This window comes from Tardiphaga sp. 862_B3_N4_1, assembly GCF_051811085.1.
GTDB classification, from domain to species: domain Bacteria; phylum Pseudomonadota; class Alphaproteobacteria; order Rhizobiales; family Xanthobacteraceae; genus Tardiphaga; species Tardiphaga robiniae.
Window position 1 is genome coordinate 1,427,686 of sequence record NZ_JBPWQB010000001.1, and the last position, 18,884, is coordinate 1,446,569.

The 18,884-nt window shown below is 61.5% G+C and carries 17 protein-coding genes; 13 read left to right on the top strand and 4 right to left on the bottom strand.

Annotation, left to right across the window (positions count from 1 at the left end):
• The first annotated feature begins 3 nt into the window (after positions 1–3).
• Positions 4–849, top strand: a complete 846-nt coding sequence (locus AB8B02_RS06565; RefSeq protein WP_439057888.1) for a VOC family protein — start codon at positions 4–6, stop codon at positions 847–849.
• Between the two features lie 6 nt (positions 850–855).
• On the opposite strand, the gene AB8B02_RS06570 is transcribed toward AB8B02_RS06565, so the two are convergent.
• The 3 genes from AB8B02_RS06570 to AB8B02_RS06580 form a co-directional block, all read right to left on the bottom strand.
• Complete coding sequence (locus tag AB8B02_RS06570; RefSeq protein ID WP_089266955.1) at positions 856–1,167, bottom strand: HigA family addiction module antitoxin; 312 nt, start codon at positions 1,165–1,167, stop codon at positions 856–858.
• A gap of 34 nt (positions 1,168–1,201) precedes the next feature.
• Positions 1,202–1,477: a type II toxin-antitoxin system RelE/ParE family toxin gene (locus AB8B02_RS06575; RefSeq protein ID WP_231077406.1), complete on the bottom strand. Its 276-nt coding sequence runs from the start codon at positions 1,475–1,477 to the stop codon at positions 1,202–1,204.
• A gap of 87 nt (positions 1,478–1,564) precedes the next feature.
• Positions 1,565–2,326, bottom strand: coding sequence for a sulfite exporter TauE/SafE family protein (locus AB8B02_RS06580; protein WP_120291166.1), 762 nt, complete (start codon positions 2,324–2,326; stop codon positions 1,565–1,567).
• 231 nt (positions 2,327–2,557) lie between these two features.
• Between AB8B02_RS06580 and AB8B02_RS06585 the strand changes: the two genes are divergently transcribed.
• The 12 genes from AB8B02_RS06585 (at position 2,558) to cnbZ (ending at position 17,408) form a co-directional block, all read left to right on the top strand.
• Positions 2,558–3,217, top strand: a complete 660-nt coding sequence (locus AB8B02_RS06585; protein WP_309949136.1) for a TetR/AcrR family transcriptional regulator — start codon at positions 2,558–2,560, stop codon at positions 3,215–3,217.
• A gap of 194 nt (positions 3,218–3,411) precedes the next feature.
• Complete coding sequence (locus tag AB8B02_RS06590) at positions 3,412–4,143, top strand: ABC transporter permease (protein WP_246297556.1); 732 nt, start codon at positions 3,412–3,414, stop codon at positions 4,141–4,143.
• Between the two features lie 73 nt (positions 4,144–4,216).
• A complete protein-coding gene (locus AB8B02_RS06595; protein ID WP_439063481.1) occupies positions 4,217–5,209 on the top strand; it encodes an ABC transporter substrate-binding protein in 993 nt (330 codons plus the stop codon).
• Between the two features lie 50 nt (positions 5,210–5,259).
• Positions 5,260–6,111, top strand: a complete 852-nt coding sequence (locus AB8B02_RS06600; protein WP_439061341.1) for an ABC transporter ATP-binding protein — start codon at positions 5,260–5,262, stop codon at positions 6,109–6,111.
• Between the two features lie 11 nt (positions 6,112–6,122).
• Positions 6,123–7,538, top strand: coding sequence for a hypothetical protein (locus tag AB8B02_RS06605; protein WP_439064603.1), 1,416 nt, complete (start codon positions 6,123–6,125; stop codon positions 7,536–7,538).
• Positions 7,539–7,540: 2 nt separating this feature from the next.
• Positions 7,541–8,692: a Gfo/Idh/MocA family protein gene (locus tag AB8B02_RS06610; protein ID WP_089266960.1), complete on the top strand. Its 1,152-nt coding sequence runs from the start codon at positions 7,541–7,543 to the stop codon at positions 8,690–8,692.
• Between the two features lie 8 nt (positions 8,693–8,700).
• A complete protein-coding gene (locus tag AB8B02_RS06615) occupies positions 8,701–9,900 on the top strand; it encodes a dihydrodipicolinate synthase family protein (RefSeq protein ID WP_175366683.1) in 1,200 nt (399 codons plus the stop codon).
• 1 nt (position 9,901) lies between these two features.
• Complete coding sequence (locus AB8B02_RS06620; protein ID WP_093761907.1) at positions 9,902–10,765, top strand: sugar phosphate isomerase/epimerase family protein; 864 nt, start codon at positions 9,902–9,904, stop codon at positions 10,763–10,765.
• A 660-nt stretch (positions 10,766–11,425) separates the two neighbouring features.
• On the top strand, positions 11,426–12,133 hold the full coding sequence (locus AB8B02_RS06625) for a TetR/AcrR family transcriptional regulator (protein WP_175366681.1): 708 nt from the start codon (positions 11,426–11,428) through the stop codon (positions 12,131–12,133).
• Between the two features lies 1 nt (position 12,134).
• Positions 12,135–13,331, top strand: coding sequence for an efflux RND transporter periplasmic adaptor subunit (locus AB8B02_RS06630; RefSeq protein WP_089266964.1), 1,197 nt, complete (start codon positions 12,135–12,137; stop codon positions 13,329–13,331).
• A 116-nt stretch (positions 13,332–13,447) separates the two neighbouring features.
• Positions 13,448–16,537: a MexW/MexI family multidrug efflux RND transporter permease subunit gene (locus AB8B02_RS06635; protein WP_175366680.1), complete on the top strand. Its 3,090-nt coding sequence runs from the start codon at positions 13,448–13,450 to the stop codon at positions 16,535–16,537.
• A 127-nt stretch (positions 16,538–16,664) separates the two neighbouring features.
• Positions 16,665–17,408 carry a 2-amino-5-chloromuconate deaminase CnbZ gene (cnbZ, locus tag AB8B02_RS06640; protein ID WP_439057897.1) on the top strand — a complete coding sequence of 248 codons (744 nt, stop codon included), beginning with the start codon at positions 16,665–16,667 and terminating at the stop codon, positions 17,406–17,408.
• Positions 17,409–17,411: 3 nt separating this feature from the next.
• Here cnbZ and AB8B02_RS06645 read toward each other — a convergent pair whose 3' ends face one another.
• On the bottom strand, positions 17,412–18,875 hold the full coding sequence (locus tag AB8B02_RS06645) for a UdgX family uracil-DNA binding protein (protein ID WP_439063482.1): 1,464 nt from the start codon (positions 18,873–18,875) through the stop codon (positions 17,412–17,414).
• Positions 18,876–18,884: the final 9 nt, after the last annotated feature.

Sequence of the window (18,884 nt, forward strand, 5' to 3'; positions counted from 1 at the left end):
GCGATGATCACCGGGCTGGATCACGTCGTCATTTTGCTGGAGGACCTGGAGGTGGGGATCGCCACCTATCAGACCCTGTTCGCCCGCGCGCCCGCCTGGCGCAGCACCAGCGACGGTGCGGCCATGGCGATCTTCACGGTGGCCAACATGTCGGTCGAGCTGATGGCACCTGTCGGTCACGGCCCGGCCGCCGATCGCATCAGGGCCGTGCTGCCGGAGCAGGGTGCGACGCTGGCCAGCATCTGTTTCCGGACTGGCGATATCGCTGGGATGCATCGCCGGCTCGATCGCCTGGCGCTGAAGCCTGATCCCATCGCCGAGGTCGAGAGCAGGGATACCGAGACCGGCGCCACACTCTCCTGGAAGCGTACCCGTGCGGCGACGGACGCGACGCGCGGCGTCCGGCAATTCTTTCTCGAACTGTCCGACGAGCGTCCGGTGTCGCCCCCGGTGGGCGATGCGCCGTTCCTTGGCCTCGACCATATCGTTGTTGCCACGCAGGATCCGGAGCGCGCCGCTGCGCTCTATGGCGCGCGACTGGGCCTCGACATGGCACTGGATCGCTCCAATCCGGAGTGGGGCCATCTGATGTTCTTCCGCTGCGGCGATCTGATCGTCGAGGTCGTGCATCGCCCCGACGACAAGGCCGACAAGAATCGCGACAAGCTCTGGGGCATGACCTGGCGCGTCGCTGACGCGGATGCCGTCCGCGAGCGCTTGCTCGCCGCGCATGTCAACGTGTCGGAGGTGCGTAGTGGCCGCAAGCCGGGCACCCGTGTTGTCAGCCTCCGCGATGGCACCTGCGGAATTCCGACGCTGCTGATCGAGCGGACGGGGAAGGATGTGTGAGCGCCATCAAGCGACCTTCAGCGTCTCGATCCCGCTGACGTCGACAGTCTGTTCGGCGTGCCATGTGTCATAGGCTGCCTGCATCCGCACCCAGATGCCAGCACCGTTGCCAAACAATTTGCCGATCCGGACCGCGACCTCGGGTGAGATTGGTTTCTTCTCTTCGAGGATGTCGTGCAGATGCTGGCGGGAAATGCCGAGCAGGCGGGCGATCTCGGTCTTGGATCGCTTGACGGCGGGGATCACGTCTTCGCGCAGCACGGCGCCTGGATGGGTCGGGCAGCGGGACGCGCTGCGCTTGGCATTTTGCTCAACCATCGTGGCTCTCCTTGATCCCCGGCGCGAAGCGCCCTTAGTGATACTGCTCGAAGTCGACACGAAGCGCATCGCCGGCCTCGAATTCGAATGTGATGCACCATGGTCCGTTGACGTGAACGGAATAACGCTCTGGTTTGCCGCGCAGTGGATGGAAGTTGAAGCCGGGCAGGCCCATCTCGGCCGGCAAGGTTGCGACGTCCAGCATGTCGAGCCGGCGGAGAATGCGGCCATGCATTTTTTTGTCAATCTTGGCTGACGTCTTCCTGCTCCAGAGCTCGTTCAGACCGGGATGTATGAAGGATCTGATCACAGGCGCCTCGACGGCTACGGATCGACTGCCCGAACTGTAAGCTATTAGCTTACAGTTCGTCAAGTGGTTTTCTGCAGGTCGGGCGAACTACCGCCACAACATCGAACAACCCTGCCATAGCAGCACCAGCGAGATCACCAGCAGCAGCGCATAGGCGATGTTGTAGAACAGATTGGTGGGCGTGTGCTTCACGAGCCAGATGCCCATGAAGTTCGCAATGATGGCCATCGGCAGCAGTGCAAGCGATGTCGCGAAATTGCCGGCGTGGAATTGGCCGAGCGCGAAATAGGGCACGATCTTCAGCGCGTTGACCACGGCGAAGAAGATCGTCGTGGTCCCGACCAGCACCAGCTTCGGCAGCCGCTGCGGCAGCACATAGACCTGGAACGGCGGGCCGCCGGCCTGGGTCATGAAGGATGTGAAGCCCGATACCGCGCCCCAGAATACGCCGCCGGCCGGACCCATGCGGGTCGGTTCGATCCTCGCGCGCTTGCGCCAGACATCGATCACGAAGATGAGGCCGATCAAACCGACGGTGATGCGCACAGCATTGTCGGAAATATAGGAGGCGAGCAGCCACGCCAGCGTCATGCCGGCGACGGCGCCGGGCAGCATGATTTTCAGATTCGAGGCGTCCCACTCGCGGCGATAGACGTAGATCGAGATCAGGTCCTGCGTGATCAGCACCGGCAGCAGCAAGGCAGCCGCTTCCAGCGGTGGCAGATACAGCGCCAGTAGCGGCGTGGCGGCAATGCCGACGCCGGAGAAGCCGCCTTTGGAGAGGCCAAGGAAAATCACCGCCGGAATGGCGACGGCATAGAAGAACGGGTCTGTGATGATGGCAGGCACAAGCAGGTCCGGTTGGGGCAGGGCAGTGATAGCGACGGCACCCGCAAAAGGCGATGCCCGTTTGCGCATATGGCCCAGAACATGCTTTGTTCTCAAGCGGGCAAACGCATGCTACACGCGATAGACGTGCGGCTGTTGCGTCATTCCGCTGAGCGACGGGATCCGGGTTTGGTAAAAACAACTAAAAAAGCGCCGAAGAAAGCATTGAAGTGGCAGCGTGACCCGGAAGGGATGCGTCTGCGCATTCTCGAGGCTGCCAAGAAGGAATTCGCGAGCAAGGGTCTCGCCGGTGCGCGCGTTGATCGCATCGCCGCACAGGCCGGCGCCAACAAACGCATGCTCTACTATCACGTCGGCAACAAGGATGCGCTCTATCTTGCGGTACTCGAAGGTGCCTATGAGCAGATCCGCGCCGAAGAACGCACGCTCGATCTCGAACATCTCGATCCGCCTGAGGCCATCGAGAGCCTGATCGCCTTCACCTGGAACTATTTTATCCGCAACCCGGAATTCCTCGCGCTGCTCAACACCGAGAATCTGGAGCGCGCGAAGCACATCAAGCGCTCCACGAAGGTGAAGTCGATGCATTCGCCCTTCGTGGAGATGATCCGCACGGTGGTTTTGCGCGGCGTCGCGTCAGGCGATTTCAAGGTCGCGATGGATCCGGTGCAGCTCTACATTTCCATCGCCGCGCTGAGCTTTTTCTATATCGGCAACAATGCCACGCTCAGCGTGATTTTCGGCAGGGATCTCCTGGCGAAGGAGGCGAGGGACGAGCGGCTGGCGCATATGGTGGCGCTCGTCCTGGCGGCGCTCACCGGCCGATCCGTGGCCGAATTCCAGCTCCCGCCGGCGACGGTTGTCCACACCTCGGCCCGCCAAAGCGCCTGAAATCATTGTGTAATTTTCGCTAGTTAAGCGGCCAATTGACAACGGTGAAGCCATGCGCTGTATTTATCCAACGAGTTAAATGCGACCGCGAAGCCGGCATCTGGGAGACGAGACGCGTGAGTGAGAAGAAAGCACCCGGCAGTATATCGAAGCTGCTGAACGCCTCATGGCTGCGCCCATTCCTGTTGCTGGTGATGATCGTGGTCGGCTGGGATCTCGCGATCCGCATCTTCAACATTCCCGCCTATCAAATCCCTGCGCCCGGCGACGTCGTGAAGGTGCTCTATACCGACTGGCCCGAACTGCTTGCGCAGTCAGGGCCGACGACTTACGCGACACTGCTCGGCTTCCTTGCATCCGCCGTGTTCGGCATCCCGATTGCCATGCTGATCGCCGGTTCGCGGACCGTCGAAAGCTATGTCTATCCGCTGCTGGTGTTCTCGCAGTCGATTCCCAAAGTCGCCATCGCGCCCTTGTTCGTGGTGTGGTTCGGCTTCGGCATCGTGCCGAAGATCATCGCGGCATTTCTGCTCGGTTTCTTTCCCGTCGTCGTGTCGGCGGTGCAGGGGTTCAAGTCGGTCGATCCCGATATGGTCGATCTCGCCCGCGCCATGAAGGGCAGCCGCTTGCGCGTGTTCTGCGCGGTGAACCTGCCACACGCACTGCCGGCGATCTTCTCCGGTCTCAAGGTGTCCGTCACGCTCGCCGTCGTCGGCGCGGTGGTCGGTGAATTCGTCGGCTCCAATTCCGGCATCGGTTATGTGCTGCAGCGCTCCATCGGCACCTTCGATCTGCCGACGATGTTTGCGGCTCTCGTGATCCTCGCGCTGCTCGGCGTCATTCTGTTCTGGCTGGTCGATCGTATCGAACGCTTTGCGATTCCCTGGCACGTCAGCCAGCGCGCGGATGTTTTCATCGGGTCCTGATCGGGACCTGCAATTCCAAACAAGCGGTCCGGCGAAACGGGCCGCGATCACCTGCTTCAATGGGAGGCTAAAAATGCTGAAATGGGTTACTGCTGTTTCGACTGCTGCGATCACGCTCTCGCTCGCACTCGCCACGCCGGCGGCTGCCGCCGACAAGGTGACGCTGATGCTCAACTGGTATGTCTATGGTGAGCATTCGCCGTTCTATTACGGCAAGGCCAAGGGCATCTATGAAGCCGAAGGCATCGATCTCGACATCCAGGAAGGCCGCGGTTCGGCGGCCACCGTGCAGGCCGTTGCCGCCAAGAGCGTGAACTTCGGCTATGTCGACGTTCCCACCATGATGCGCGCAGCCGTGAAGGGCGCCCCGGTGATCGCCACCGGCGTGCTGCTGCAGACCTCGGCCATGTCGGTGATGGGCTTCGTCGACAAGAACATCAGGAAGCCGGACGACATCAAGGGCAAGACCGTGGCGATCACGCCGGCGGATTCCATGACCCAGATCTGGCCGCTGTTCCTCAAGAAGGCCGGCCTCAAGGAATCCGATTTCAAGACCGTCGCCGGCGACGGACAGACCAAGCTCAACGCCGTCATCAACGGCCAGGCTGATCTGCTGCTCGGCTACGTCATGGACCAGTCCATGAAGATCAAGGATGCCACCGGCAAGGATGTGTATCCGATCAAGTTTGCCGATTACGGCATTCATCTGGTGTCGTCGGGCATCGTCACCAATACCGACTATGCCAAGGCCAATCCGGATCTCGTGAAGCGCTTCATGTCGGCCACCACCAAGGCCGTCGAAGCTGCGTCGAAGGAGCCGAAGGCTGCCGCGCAGTCGATCCTCGATGCCAATCCGAAGGGCGGCAAGATCGAGACCCTGACCCAGGGCTTCGAACTCACCATCCCGCTCTACACCACGCCGGAAACCAAGGGTAAGCGCCCGTTCCAGGTCACCGATCAGAACATGAAGGACTCGGTGGAGCTGATGGTCGAATATGGCGGTCTGGAAGCCAAGGCCAAGGAAAATCCGAAGGCCTTCTACACCAACGAATATCTGCCGAAGTAACCGGCCCGGTTATCTCGACCGAACTGACGAAATCAACAGGACTAGCCGTAATGACTGCAGCGATGAGGACCATGAGCGTCGATCAACCGAGTGCGCATCTTCGCGTCGTATCCGAGCAGTCCGCACCATCAAAGGCGTCGGGGATCAATCTCTCCGGCGTCTCCAAAACCTATGGGACCGGCGACGGCCAGGTGCAGTCGCTGCGTCCCCTGGACTTCCACATCAACGACGGCGAGTTCTTCGTCGTGGTCGGACCTTCCGGCTGCGGCAAGTCCACGCTGCTCAAACTGATCTCGGGCCTTCTTGCGCCGACATCTGGCGAAATCCACGTTGACGGCAACAAGGTCACCGAACCCCATGGCGATGTCGGCATCGTGTTCCAGAACGCGCTGCTGCTGCCGTGGCGGAACATTCTGAACAACGTGTTGATGCCGATCGATATGAAGAACCTGTCGCGCGAGAAATATATCCCGCGCGCCAAGGAACTGCTGAAGATGGTGGGCCTCGAAGGTTTCGAGAAGAAGCTGCCGTGGCAGCTGTCCGGCGGCATGCAGCAACGCGCCTCGATCTGCCGCGCGCTGGTGCACGATCCCAAGATCATGATGATGGACGAGCCGTTCGGCGCGCTCGACGCCATGACGCGCGAGAAGATGAATGTCGAGCTGTCGCGCATCCAGCGCACCACCGGCAAGACGATTCTCCTCATCACCCATTCGATCCCGGAAGCGGTGTTCCTTGCCGACAAGGTGCTGGTCATGACCGAGCGCCCCGGCGGCATTGCCGCGATCTATGACGTGCCGCTCGGCCGCGAGCGCACGCTCGATGCGATGTCGAACCCGATCTTCACCGATCTGGTCGCGCGCATCCGCAAGCACTTCATGACCAACAGCACGCTGGACTAAGGCCCATGTCCATGTCGACACGGATCGCCTTGCGAGACATTACGCTGTTCGAGCGCCACGTGGCATTCGTGCGGCCGTTTCGCTTTGGTGCCGTGACGGTCAATGCCGCGCCGCAGGCTTTCGTGCGGGTCGAGCTTGAGGTCGAAGGCAAGGGCGTGTTCGTCGGCGCCTCAGCCGAACTGATGGTGCCGAAGTGGTTCGACAAGCGGCCGCATCTGGCCATCGGCGACACCGTGAACGAGCTGCGGCAGTCGCTGGTCATCGCCAAAGAGCTCTATCGCGCGCAGTCCGGTTTCATCTCGGCCTTCGGCCTGCATGCGGCCTGCATCGGCGACCAGATGAAGGCCTGCGCCGAACTGGACATTCCACCATTGGCGGCGGCTTTCGGGCCGGCGGAGATCGACAAAGCTGTGCTTGACGCACTGCTACGTGGCTTGGGCACGGATTTCTTCACGGGCATGAAGGCCAACGTCGCCGGTCTTACCGCGCGTCTTGCGCCCGATCTCGGCGCTGACGATATCGCGACGTTCCTGGCCAACCGTCACCGGCTTGGGCGCGTCGCGCTGCGCCACACCGTTGGCCTCGATGATGTGATCGAAGGCGAGGGCGGTGTCGCCGACCCCAGAGAGAGTAGCGGCGCACGATACTTCAAGCTCAAGATGAATGGCGATCCCGCGGCAGACGCCGCACGCCTGACCCGGATCGGCAACGCGCTGACGATGTTGCCTTACGATTATCAGGTGACGCTCGACGCCAACGAGCAATATGCCGATCTCAACGCGCTCGGCGCGCTGGTCGATCGCCTCGACAATGACAGCGCACTGGCGCCGATTGCATCCAGGCTACTTTACATCGAACAGCCGATGCCGCGCGACATCACGCGCGAGTCGGCGCTCGGCAATTTGTCGTCGCGCAATTTCATCATCGACGAAGCTGACGACAGCTGGGACGCCTTCCCGGCCGCCAAGGCGCTGGGCTATCGCGGCATCTCCTCGAAATCCTGCAAGGGCTTCTACAAGTCGATTGCGAATGCGACCCGTGCTGCCGCGTGGAGCGCGCAGGGTGTCAACCATTTCATCACCGGCGAGGATCTCACCTGCCAGGCCGGGCTCGGCGTGCAGCAGGATCTGGCGCTCGGCGCGCTGATCGGCGTCACCCATGCCGAGCGCAACGGCCATCATTATGTCGACGGCTTTGGCACGGCGCCGGAAGGCGAGGCCGAGGCATTCCTGAATGCCCACCCCGATCTCTACAGCCGCGATGGCGACGAAACCATCCGCTTGTCGATTCACGACGGCGATCTTCTTACGGGATCGCTGACCTCTGCCGGATTTGCATCCGGCGTACATCCGGACTGGTCGGTGCTGTCGCCGCTCCAGCTCGCTTCATCCGATCATTCTCAAACTAAAGTTCTCCAGGAGTCCTGACTATGGCTGTCCACCGCCTCGGCATCATCATGAACGGCATCACCGGCCGTATGGGTCTCAACCAGCATCTCGTGCGCTCGATCGTCGCGATCCGTGCGCAGGGCGGCGTGACCCTGAAGAACGGCGACCGCATGATGCCGGATCCGATCCTGGTCGGTCGCAATGCCGAGAAGATCGAAGGCCTCGCCAAGAAGTACGGCATCGAGCGCTGGACCACTGATCTCGACAAGGCTTTCGCCGACAAGAACGACAGCATCTTCTTCGACGCGGCGACCACCCAGGCACGCCCGGGTCTGCTCAACCGCGCCATCGAGGCCGGCAAGCATATCTATTGCGAGAAGCCCATCGCGACCAATCTCGAAGCCGCGCTCGACGTCATCAAGAAGGCCAACGCAAAGGGTCTCAAGCACGGCACCGTGCAGGACAAGCTGTTCCTGCCCGGTCTGAAGAAGCTTGCGATGCTCCGTGACTCTGGCTTCTTCGGCAAGATGCTCTCGGTACGCGGCGAGTTCGGCTACTGGGTGTTCGAAGGCGACTGGCAGGAAGCCCAGCGCCCGTCCTGGAACTACCGCGCCGAAGACGGCGGCGGCATGATCCTCGATATGGTCTGCCATTGGCGTTACGTGCTCGACAACCTGTTCGGCGAAGTCGAGAGCCTGACGTGCCTTGGCACCACCGACATCCCGGCGCGCTGGGACGAGCAGGGCAAGAAGTACACGGCCACTGCCGACGACTCGGCCTATGCGACCTTCAAGCTGAAGGGCGGCGTCATCGCCCACATGAACATGTCCTGGGCCACGCGCGTCTATCGCGATGATCTCGTGACCTTCCAGGTCGACGGGACCCACGGTTCGGCCGTTGCCGGTCTCACCGAGTGCATGATCCAGGCGCGTCAGGCGACGCCGCGCCCGATCTGGAATCCCGACGAGAAGCGCACCCACGATTTTTATGCCGACTGGCAGAAGGTTCCGGACAACGCCGTCTATGACAACGGCTTCAAGGAACAGTGGGAAATGTTCATCCGTCACGTCTGTGAGGATGCGCCCTACAAGTACACGCTGCTCGAAGGTGCCAAGGGCGTGCAGCTCGTCGAATGCGCGCTGGAAAGCTGGAAGGAGCGCCGCTGGATCGACGTTCCCACACTCAAGGTCTGAGGTCCGCCATGAACAAGCCAGTCATGCCCACGTCGACTGCGTCGTCTCTGTCGCTGAAGCTGCCGAAGGCCGATCGTTCGATCGAGACCTATCGTCTCGCAGCGTCGCGCACGTTTCCGGCCAAGCTGGAAGGCACGCTGAACCGCATCGCCTTCTCGGCGGCGCATATCGTCGCCGATCCGCTGGCGGAGTGCGATCCGTGGCTCAATCAGACCATCGATTGGGACCGCACCATCGCATTTCGTGAACACGTCTGGGATCTCGGTCTCGGCGTCGCAGAAGCGATGGACACCGCTCAGCGCGGCATGGGTATGGACTGGCCGACCTCGCTCGAACTCATCACGCGCTCCGTCGCGGCGGCCAAGCCGCGCGGCGCGCTTGTGTTCTCCGGCGCCGGCACCGATCACCTCGCGGTGGAAGATGCCAAGTCGATCGACGACGTGATCAAGGCCTATGAACAGCAGTTCGAAGCGATCGAGAAGGTCGGCGGCCGCATCATCCTGATGGCGTCGCGTGCGCTGGCCAAGCTCGGCAAGAGCGCCGAGGATTACGGCCGCGTCTATGACCGCATCCTGTCGCAGTCGGCGCAGCCGGTGATCATCCACTGGCTCGGCGACATGTTCGATCCGGCACTGGCGAATTACTGGGGCACGTCGAGCCTCGACACCGCGATGGATATCGCCGTTGACGTCATCAACCGCAACGCCGCCAAGGTCGACGGCGTGAAGGTGTCGCTGCTCGATGCGCAGCGCGAGATCGACATGCGCCGCCGCCTTGTGCCCGAAGTGAAGATGTATACCGGCGACGACTTCAACTATGCCGAACTGATCGCCGGCGACGACAAGGGCTTCTCCCATGCACTGCTCGGCATCTTCGATGCCATCGCGCCGGCGGCATCCTATGCGCTGTCGCGTCTGGCGGCCGGTGACGAGGCCGGTTTCCACGACGTGCTTGGTCCCACGGTGCCGCTGTCGCGTCACATCTTCAAGGCGCCGACGCGATTCTACAAAACCGGAATCGTGTTCATGGCCTATCTCAACGGCCATCAGGATCACTTCACCATGATCGGCGGGCAGGAGAGCACGCGCTCGACCCAGCATCTCGCCGAACTGTTCCGTCTCGCCGACAAGGCCGGTCTTTTGGCCAATCCCGAACTGGCGACGCAGCGCATGAAGGCGATCATGGCCACACGTGGGATCGAAGCCTGAGATGCGTGACTTTTCCAACGACCATCGCTGGCTGTCGCTGAACACGGCGACGGTCCGCAAGCAGGGTGACTTTGTCGCCATCGCCGAAGCCTGTGCCCGCCACAAGATCCGCGGCGTCTCGCCGTGGCGCGATCAGGTCGCCCATGTCGGCCTCGACAAGGCCGTGAAGGCGGTGCGGGATCACGACCTCGAACTGTCCGGCTATTGCCGCGGCGGCATGTTCGTCTCCGACGAAGCCCATCGCCAGCAGCAGCGCGACGACAACAAGCGCTGCGTCGACGAGGCCGTGGCATTGGGCTCACCGTGCATCGTGCTGGTCGTCGGCGGCCTGCCGCAATATTCGCGGCCGGGCTCTGCGCCGTCGAAGAACATCATCAATGCGCGTGCGCAGGTCGATGATGGCATCGCCGAGATGATGGAATATGCGAGGCAGGCGAAGATGCCGCTGGCCATCGAGCCGCTGCATCCGGCCTATGCGGCCGACCGTGCCTGCGTGAACACCACGGAACAGGCGCTCGATATCTGCGACCGTCTCGATCCCAACCGCACCGGCATGCTCGGCGTCGCCCTCGACGTCTATCACATCTGGTGGGACCCCGAACTGCATGCCCAGATCGCGCGGGCAGGGCAGGATCGTCTGCTCGCATTTCACGTCTGCGACTGGCTGGTCCCGACCAAGGACATTCTCAACGACCGCGGCATGATGGGCGACGGCGTCATCGATATCAAATCCGCCCGCGCGGCTGTCGAGGCGCAGGGCTTCGCCGGTTACTCCGAGATCGAGATCTTCTCGGAGAACTGGTGGAGCAAGTCGATGGATGAGGTGATGACGACCTGCATCGAGCGTCACAAGACGGTGGTGTAACTCACGGTGTAGTGCCGAAACGCACGAACCTCTCAATTGTCATTCCCGGGGCGCGCTCTTGCGCGAGCCCGGAATGACAATTGAGAGGGTAGAGCTTAAACATTTTTTCCTATATATCTTGACAGTATACCTAGAAGGACTGTCCTCCGCTCATCCAGTTCGCGAGGGCGCTTCTAGAGGCGTCTTGAGGTGGAGCTGGGATTGCGGCGCCTACGGGCGGGAGGGAGACGTTCCCTCGCGCACTCGGGAGGCCCTAGGTAGCCGTCCGGGCCCACTACAGGCTCTGACGGAAACGGCTGGACTGGGACAGGCAAAAGCGGGGAAACCGGCCGGCGCCACGTCCCAGGAAGCACGGCCCCGGGGACAGAAATCGCCCATAGCAGTCGCAGACTGCGTAAACTTGTCTGCGGTGTGGCGCGTCGTGAGGCGTTGCGCGGTTGCAGCTTACCGGCGTTCCGGCGGAGTGGATCGCGATAAAAACCACCCTTTGCGCCTCACGGCGCGCTGCCACCCCTCATCTTGTGGGGAGCGCATAACTCGGGCGCATTGGCGTCGCGAGAATGCAACACTGTGGCGGCTAGATACCACCTGCAGTCATTCTCCGGATGCGATGCACCATTTTCTTGACACGAATAGAGGTGAGTGCTTACTCACGACGCTATGAGCACACTTCGAATGACCCATGACCTCAGGCGCGAGCTGATCCTCAGTGCGGCGAAGCGATGCTTTGCGCGCAATGGATTTGCTGGCACCACGACTAAGAGCGTGGCGGCTGCGGCGTCGATTTCGGAAGGCTTGCTGTTCAAGCACTTCCCGACCAAGTCGGCGCTCTATGCCGAGATACTGGCGGAGGAATGCGAAGCCGACCCCGGACTGAACAAGCTGCTCGGTCTGCCGCCGTCGACCGAGACATTGGTGATTCTGATTCGCGGCATGGTTGGACATTTCCTCGACATTCCGCGCGATCCCGATCCCGATCATGAAGAGGCGCAGCGCCTGCGGCTAATGGTCATCAGCCAGTTGCAGGACGGCGAATTCGCCCGGCTGCTGTTTGACAAGATCGGCGAACTGATTGGCCCGACCTTTACGGCGTCACTTGAACACGCTGTCCGAACAAACGACGCGGTTCGGATCGGAAAAGAGCCGATGGGTCTTTTCTGGTTCGCGCACCACACCGCGATGATGGCGGCATTATCGCGCCTTCCCTCGGTTCCCTGTTTGCCTTATGCCAGCACCGCCGACAACGAGCGGCAACTTTGTGAGTTTATTCTCCGCGGTATCGGACTGAAAGACACGGCGATCGCGACGTATATCGATCGCGAGCTTCCGGCGTACCTGATGCCAGCGACTACGACAGAAAGCGCATGACATGACACTCACGACCGAACCCAACAGCACTACGGCGCCGCGCGCGACTGTCGAGAAGCCCCGTCCGCGTCCGCGGATGGTGCGTTGGTTCATCATCGTCGGCATCCTGCTGGCGATCCTGGTGGGCGGCCTGGTGGGCTTCAACGCGTTCCGCGCCCACATGATCAAGCAGTTCTTCGCCACCATGAAGCCGCCGCCGACTGTGGTGAGTGTTGCGGATGCCAAGTCCGAAGTGGTGCCCAACCTGATCAGCGCCGTCGGCGATCTAGCCGCTGTGCATCAGGTCAACGTCACCTCCGACGTCAACGGCCGCATTACCGACATCCAGTTCACCGCGGGCGCGACCGTCAAGGCTGGCCAGCCGCTGGTGCAACTGTTCGACGGTCCGGACCAGGGCGACCTCGCCAACTTCAAGGCGGCTGCCACTGTTGCGCGCATCAATCTCGACCGCGCCAAACAGCTCGCCGAGCGTCAGGTTGGTCCGCAGGCCACCGTCGACACCACGCAGGCGGCGTATGATCAGGCGCAGGCCAATATCGCCAAGACCGAAGCGGTGATTTCGCAGAAGCAGGTGCGCGCGCCGTTTGATGGCGTGCTTGGCACGCGTCGGGTCGAAGTCGGCCAGTACCTGACGGCCGGCACGCAGATCGTGTCGCTCACTGATCTGTCCGCCGTCTACAACAACTTCACGGTCACGGAAAAAGACTCCGGCAAGCTGCAGGTCGGTCAGGCTGTGCGCATTTCGGTGGACGCTTATCCGGGCCGCAAGTTCGAGGGCAAGATCACCACGATCGAGCCGCAGATCAGTGCGGATACGCGCAACATTCGTGTTCAGGCGACGCTGCAGAATCCGGAAGGCATCCTGAAGCCAGGCATGTTCGCGACCACGACCGTCGTGCTGCCGGACAAACCGGCTGTGATCACCGTGCCGGAAACCGCAGTCGACTACACGCTTTATGGTGACTCGGTTTACCTGATCACCGAGAAGAAGACCGACGATGGCAAGACCGAGCTCTCGGCGGTGCGCACCTTCGTGCGCACTGGCGACCGCATCGATGGCCGTGCGGTGATCACGCAGGGCCTGAAAGCCGGCGATCGCGTCGTGGCGGTCGGACAGCTCAAGTTGCAGTCCGGCGCGCTGGTGTCGATCTCGACCGATCCATTGCCGCAGATTCCGGCGAAGCCGCCGCTGAACTGAAACCCGATGGACGGGCCGCGAAATGCGGTCCGTCCCGGTTCATCTGAATGAATTTTCTCGCATCGTCGCGCGGCCTGTAATGGCCGGCAGATGGTGCCGATGACGGAGCGACCGCAATGGTCTTCACGGATATTTTCATCAAGCGCCCGGTGCTGGCGCTGGTCGTCAGCCTGCTGATCCTGCTGATCGGTTTCAAGGCTGCAACCAGCCTGCCGATCCGTCAGTATCCGAAACTGTCGAATACCGTGATCACCGTCACCACGGTGTATCCCGGCGCGTCGCCGGACCTCATGCAGGGCTTTATCACCACGCCGATCGAGCAGGCCGTCGCGGCTGCTGAAGGCATCGACTATATGACGTCGGCATCGACGCAGGGCCAGAGCCTGATCTCGGTCTATATCAAGCTCAACGTCGATCCCAATGCCGCGCTCACCGAAGTGCTGTCGAAGGTCAATTCGGTCAAATATCTGATCCCGCGCGAAGCGAATGACCCCGTCATTCTGAAGTCCACGGGGTCGACGACGGCGGTGATGTATCTCGGCTTCTCCAGTGAGGAACTGTCCGGCTCGGCGATCTCCGACTACCTGACGCGCGCGGTGCAGCCGATCCTGTCGACGGTGGACGGCGTGGCGTCGGCCGAAATCCTCGGCGGTCAGACCTTCGCCATGCGCCTGTGGCTCGATCCGCTGCGCATGCAGGGCCGCGGTGTATCTCCGGACGATGTAGCTGCGGCGATCCGCGCCAACAACTTCCAGGCGGCGGCCGGTCAGACCAAGGGCTATTACATCGTCTCCAATGTGACGGCGAATACCGACCTGCAGAACGTCGAGCAATTCAAGCGCATGACGGTGAAAGCCAAGGACGGCGGCTTTGTCCGTATGGAGGATATCGCCACCATCGAGCTTGCCGCGCAGAGTACAGACGCGAGCGTGGCGTTTAGTGGCGAGCGCGCGATCTTTATCGGCGTGCAGGCGACACCGCTCGGCAATCCGCTCAACATCGTCAAGGGCGTGCGCGCGCTGTTCCCCGAACTCGAGCGTAACCTGCCGCCATCGCTGAAGATGAAGGTCGCCTACGACTCCACCAAGTTCATCACGTCGTCGATCGAGGAAGTTCAGAACACGCTGATCGAAGCCGTCGGCATCGTGATCGTGGTGATCTTCCTGTTCCTGGCTTCGTTCCGCTCGGTCATCATTCCGGTGGTGACGATTCCGCTGTCGCTGGTCGGCGTCTGCAGCCTCATGCTCGTCATGGGCTTCAGCATCAATCTGCTGACCTTGCTGGCGATGGTGCTCGCCATCGGCCTCGTGGTCGACGACGCCATCGTGGTGGTGGAGAACATCCACCGCCATCTCGAGGAGGGCAAATCGCCGGTGCAGGCGTCGCTGGAAGGCGCGCGCGAGATCGTTGGTCCGGTCATCTCCATGACCATCACGCTGGCGGCGGTGTATGCGCCGATCGGCTTCATCGGCGGTTTGACCGGTGCGCTGTTCCGCGAATTCGCCTTCACGCTGGCGGGCTCGGTGATCGTATCCGGCGTTATCGCGCTGACGCTGTCACCGATGATGTGCTCGGTGCTGTTGAAGCAGGAAGAGCCGGGCTGGTTCGCCAAGAAGGTGGACAAGGTGTTCGGCGCCACCACGCGCTGGTATGGCCGGCAGCTCGATCGCTCGCTGGACTATCGCCCCATCACGGCCATGTTCGCCGTTGTGATCCTCGGTCTCGTCGGCTTCATGTACATGAATACGTCGAAGGAGCTGGCGCCCGAGGAAGATCAGGGCATTCTGTTTGCGGTGACCAAGGCACCGAAATACGCCAACATCGACTACGCGGATTTCTATGGCGATCGCATGGACGAGGCGTTCAAGAAGTTCCCGGAAACCGATCTGCGCTTCATCATCAACGGCACCAACGGTCCGAGCAACGGTATCGCCGGCATGCTGCTAAAGCCGTGGGACGAGCGCAAGCGTTCGTCCACGCAGCTGAAGCCGCTGGTGCAGGCCGAACTCAGCAAGATCGAGGGTGTCAACGCCTTCGCATTCAACCTTCCGGCGCTGCCGGGCGGTCCCGGCGGTCTGCCGATCCAGATGGTGATCAGCTCGACCAACGGTTTCCAGTCGGTCTATGAGGAGATGGTCAAGTTGAAGGACACCGCGCGCAAGAGCGGCCTGTTCATCGTCAGCGACAGCGATCTCGATTTCAATCAGCCGGTGGTGCGCGTCTCCATCGATCGCTCCAAGGCCAACGACCTCGGCATTACGATGTCGAGCATCGGCAGTACGCTGGCGACGCTGCTCGGCGGCAACTACACCAACCGCTTCAACCTCGAGGGGCGCTCCTATCAGGTGATCCCGCAGGTGCCGCGCGGCATGCGGCTCTCGCAGGATTCGCTGGCGAACTACTATGTGCCGACGATCACGGGTCAGCAGGTGCCGTTATCGACGCTGGTGAAGGTCGAAACGGGCACCAACCCGAACGCGCTGTCGCACTACAACCAGCTGAATTCGGCGACCTTCCAGGCGGTGCCGATGCCCGGCGTGACGGTGGGGCAGGCGGTCGACTTCCTTGAGGGTGCCGCCAAGCAACTGCCGTCGGGTTTCAACCACGATTATCTCGCGGATTCCCGGCAGTATGTGCAGGAAGGCAATCAGCTGGCAGTGGCGTTCGGCTTCGCGCTGATCATCATCTTCCTGGTGCTGGCAGCGCAGTTCGAAAGTCTGCGCGATCCGCTCGTGATCATGATTACTGTGCCGATGGCGATCCTGGGCGCGTTGATCCCGCTGTTCTTCGGCATGGCGACGATCAACATCTACACCCAGGTCGGCTTGCTGACGCTGGTCGGTCTGATCTCGAAGCACGGCATCCTGATGGTGGAGTTCGCCAACGAACTGCAGCTCAAGGAAGGTCTCGATCGTCGTTCGGCCATCGAGATGGCTGCCCGCGTGCGTCTGCGTCCGATCCTGATGACCACGGCTGCGATGGTCACCGGCCTGTTGCCGTTGCTGACCGCGGCGGGCGCAGGTGCTGCGAGTCGCTTCTCGATCGGCCTCGTGGTCGTCTCCGGCATGATGATCGGTACGCTGTTCACGTTGTTCGTGCTGCCCGCGGTTTACGTGGCCATCGCCACCGATCACCGCGCCGGCAAAGAGACGGAGCGCGCCAAGCAGATCGAGGAATTCGATCTGGAGCATACGCGGACTGCCTGATCGCACGGACGCAGCCTTGCGAAGCTGAGCTTGCGGGGACACATGGTTTGAGGTTGGATGGCGGATCGCTTCATGCGATCCGCCATTATCTTTTGGCGGCCCGCATGGCCTCCACAGGACCCATCCCATGACGCGCGATTTTCCGGCCGGCAATTATCGCTATCTTCCCGCAGTTTTTCAGTATTCCAGCGGCGTTGCCGCCAATGCGGATTTCGAGATCGAGCGCGTTCGTTTCGACACGTGGCTGCCATTGGCCGATGGGTTTGCGCGTATTGCCGATTACATTCTCGCGGCGGATCGCCCGCTGACATCGTTCTGCGCCTGCGAGTTGCGCTCGCCTGCAGTGGTCGACGAAGCTGGCTTCCGGACATTCAACGAGCACTATGTCAAGACGCTTGCTGAATGGGGCATCTTTGACGGCACGAATAATCCCGTCGCGCGCAGCAATGTGTGCCTCGAGATCGATCCGCCAAGTGAACCGTCGTTTTACGCGTTCTCGTTCACGCGGCCGTCGCTCGGTGCCAAGCCGACTTTCGTGATTGCGGGTGGTGCTGAAGCGCGCGGCGGTCCTGGAACATATCCCGAGCGCATCACGCGCTATCGCGAGACCTCGCTGGACGCATTCCGGGAGAAAACGCGGATGACCATGAGCAATATGGAAGAACGCCTCGGCGCCTTCGGCTTCTCGTGGAAGGACACCACCGCGACGCAGATTTACACGGTACAGGATTTCCATCCCGTGGTGGCCGATGAATTGGCTAAGCGCGGTGCGTCGCGGCAGGGCATGACCTGGCATTTTGCGCGGCCGCCGGTGGTCGATCTCGAATTCGAGATGGATACGCGGCGTGTGATGCGTGAATTCGTGATCTGACCGTCAGGCAGCGCGCGCTGATTTGCAGAGATGCGCGGCGACGATGCGCAGGTCTTCGACGAAATGCGCATATTCGCGTGCCTTGGCATCCTCGTCGGGCAGTCGTAGCAGATAGGATGGATGCACGGTCACGAGAACCTGTGTGCCGTCGTCAGCCTCGATAATACGGCCACGAGTCTTGCCGATCGGCGTGATCTTGCCGAGCACGCTTTGCGCGGCTGTCGCGCCCATCGCGACGACGAGCTCGGGTTTCACGGACGCTTTTTCGCGCTCATACCAGGGACGGCACGCCTTGATTTCCGGCGTCGCCGGTTTCTGGTGCAGACGGAATTTTCCGCGCGGCACAAATTTGAAATGCTTTACGGCATTGGTGACATAAACCTTGTCCCTGACAATGCCGGCTTCCTTCAGCGCCTTGTCGAGCATCTGTCCGGCTGGTCCGACGAATGGCTTACCGGCAAGGTCTTCTTTGTCGCCGGGCTGTTCGCCAACCATCATCACAGAAGCATGCTGCGGGCCTTCGCCGAACACGGTTTGCGTCGCATCTTTCCACAAATGGCAGGCACGGCAATCGGCGGCTTCGTCGCGCAATGCGGCAAGACTTTCCTTCCCGGTATGTTTGGCTGTTTTGGTCGCATGCGACTTGACCATCGTCTCCTCCCGACGTTGCGGTTTCTTGGGCGCGCTGGCTTCTGCCGCGATCATGTCACCTGTGATGCGTTCAGCTTGCGCGATCAGCGGTTTGATCAGCGCGGCTTCGGGCAAGTTGCGCCAGTATTTCTTCGGCATCTCGTTCTGCATCGCCTTGGTCTTCAACCGCGCCGGATTGAAGATGTTGGCGTAATAGGTCAGCCACACCTCTTCGAGCCGATCTTTCGTCGGCGCATCCGACTTGCTGACACCGGGCGTGGTGGAAATCGCATGGCCATCCCAATGCGCGCAGAGATCCGGCGTCAGGATCGACCACGCCATGTCGGCAAAGCGCCGCGCGAAGAACGGCGCCGCGAGTTCGACGATGTGATGTTCGGGCTCGAACCAGGCGACGAAATGCGACTTCGGCTCACGGCCGATTTCGCGAAACCGCACGAAAGCATGCATCTTGTGTTCGTCGCGCCGGACAGCCTTGGCCATCGCCTGCAATTTAGCGATGTCGGAATCGATCGCGACGTGGATCAGATTGGGATTGTCGCGCAGCCGCCACAGCAAGCGATAGAGCAGGGCGAAGCGTTCGGGATCGCGATGCAGGATCGCGGTGTGCGCCAGTTCGACGAATTTGGCCGAGACGTTGAAAGTGCCTTGCGTGGCGTCAGAGAGCAACGTCTCGGGCGAGGCCGGAAACAATTCAGGCTCGGCGCCTGCAACCGTCCATGTCACGTCAGTGGGAGCAATGTCGTTGATCGCCAGTTTGCGTGCCGCCTTGCGCCAGCCTTCGAAATCGGTGTCGCTGTCCAGCACTATGGTGTGCATCGGGTCTCC

Excerpts from the sequence above, each read along its gene's own strand:
- AB8B02_RS06600 (WP_439061341.1), top strand. The coding sequence starts at position 5,260 with ATGACTGCAGCGATGAGGACCATGAGCGTCGATCAACCGAGTGCGCAT.
- AB8B02_RS06595 (WP_439063481.1), top strand. The coding sequence starts at position 4,217 with ATGCTGAAATGGGTTACTGCTGTTTCGACTGCTGCGATCACGCTCTCG.
- AB8B02_RS06625 (WP_175366681.1), top strand. The coding sequence starts at position 11,426 with ATGAGCACACTTCGAATGACCCATGACCTCAGGCGCGAGCTGATCCTC.
- AB8B02_RS06610 (WP_089266960.1), top strand. The coding sequence starts at position 7,541 with ATGGCTGTCCACCGCCTCGGCATCATCATGAACGGCATCACCGGCCGT.
- AB8B02_RS06570 (WP_089266955.1), bottom strand. The coding sequence starts at position 1,167 with ATGGTTGAGCAAAATGCCAAGCGCAGCGCGTCCCGCTGCCCGACCCAT.
- AB8B02_RS06635 (WP_175366680.1), top strand. The coding sequence starts at position 13,448 with ATGGTCTTCACGGATATTTTCATCAAGCGCCCGGTGCTGGCGCTGGTC.
- AB8B02_RS06605 (WP_439064603.1), top strand. The coding sequence starts at position 6,123 with ATGTCGACACGGATCGCCTTGCGAGACATTACGCTGTTCGAGCGCCAC.
- AB8B02_RS06630 (WP_089266964.1), top strand. The coding sequence starts at position 12,135 with ATGACACTCACGACCGAACCCAACAGCACTACGGCGCCGCGCGCGACT.
- AB8B02_RS06585 (WP_309949136.1), top strand. The coding sequence starts at position 2,558 with ATGCGTCTGCGCATTCTCGAGGCTGCCAAGAAGGAATTCGCGAGCAAG.
- cnbZ (WP_439057897.1), top strand. The coding sequence starts at position 16,665 with ATGACGCGCGATTTTCCGGCCGGCAATTATCGCTATCTTCCCGCAGTT.
- AB8B02_RS06590 (WP_246297556.1), top strand. The coding sequence starts at position 3,412 with ATGATCGTGGTCGGCTGGGATCTCGCGATCCGCATCTTCAACATTCCC.
- AB8B02_RS06565 (WP_439057888.1), top strand. The coding sequence starts at position 4 with ATGATCACCGGGCTGGATCACGTCGTCATTTTGCTGGAGGACCTGGAG.
- AB8B02_RS06620 (WP_093761907.1), top strand. The coding sequence starts at position 9,902 with ATGCGTGACTTTTCCAACGACCATCGCTGGCTGTCGCTGAACACGGCG.
- AB8B02_RS06645 (WP_439063482.1), bottom strand. The coding sequence starts at position 18,875 with ATGCACACCATAGTGCTGGACAGCGACACCGATTTCGAAGGCTGGCGC.
- AB8B02_RS06615 (WP_175366683.1), top strand. The coding sequence starts at position 8,701 with ATGAACAAGCCAGTCATGCCCACGTCGACTGCGTCGTCTCTGTCGCTG.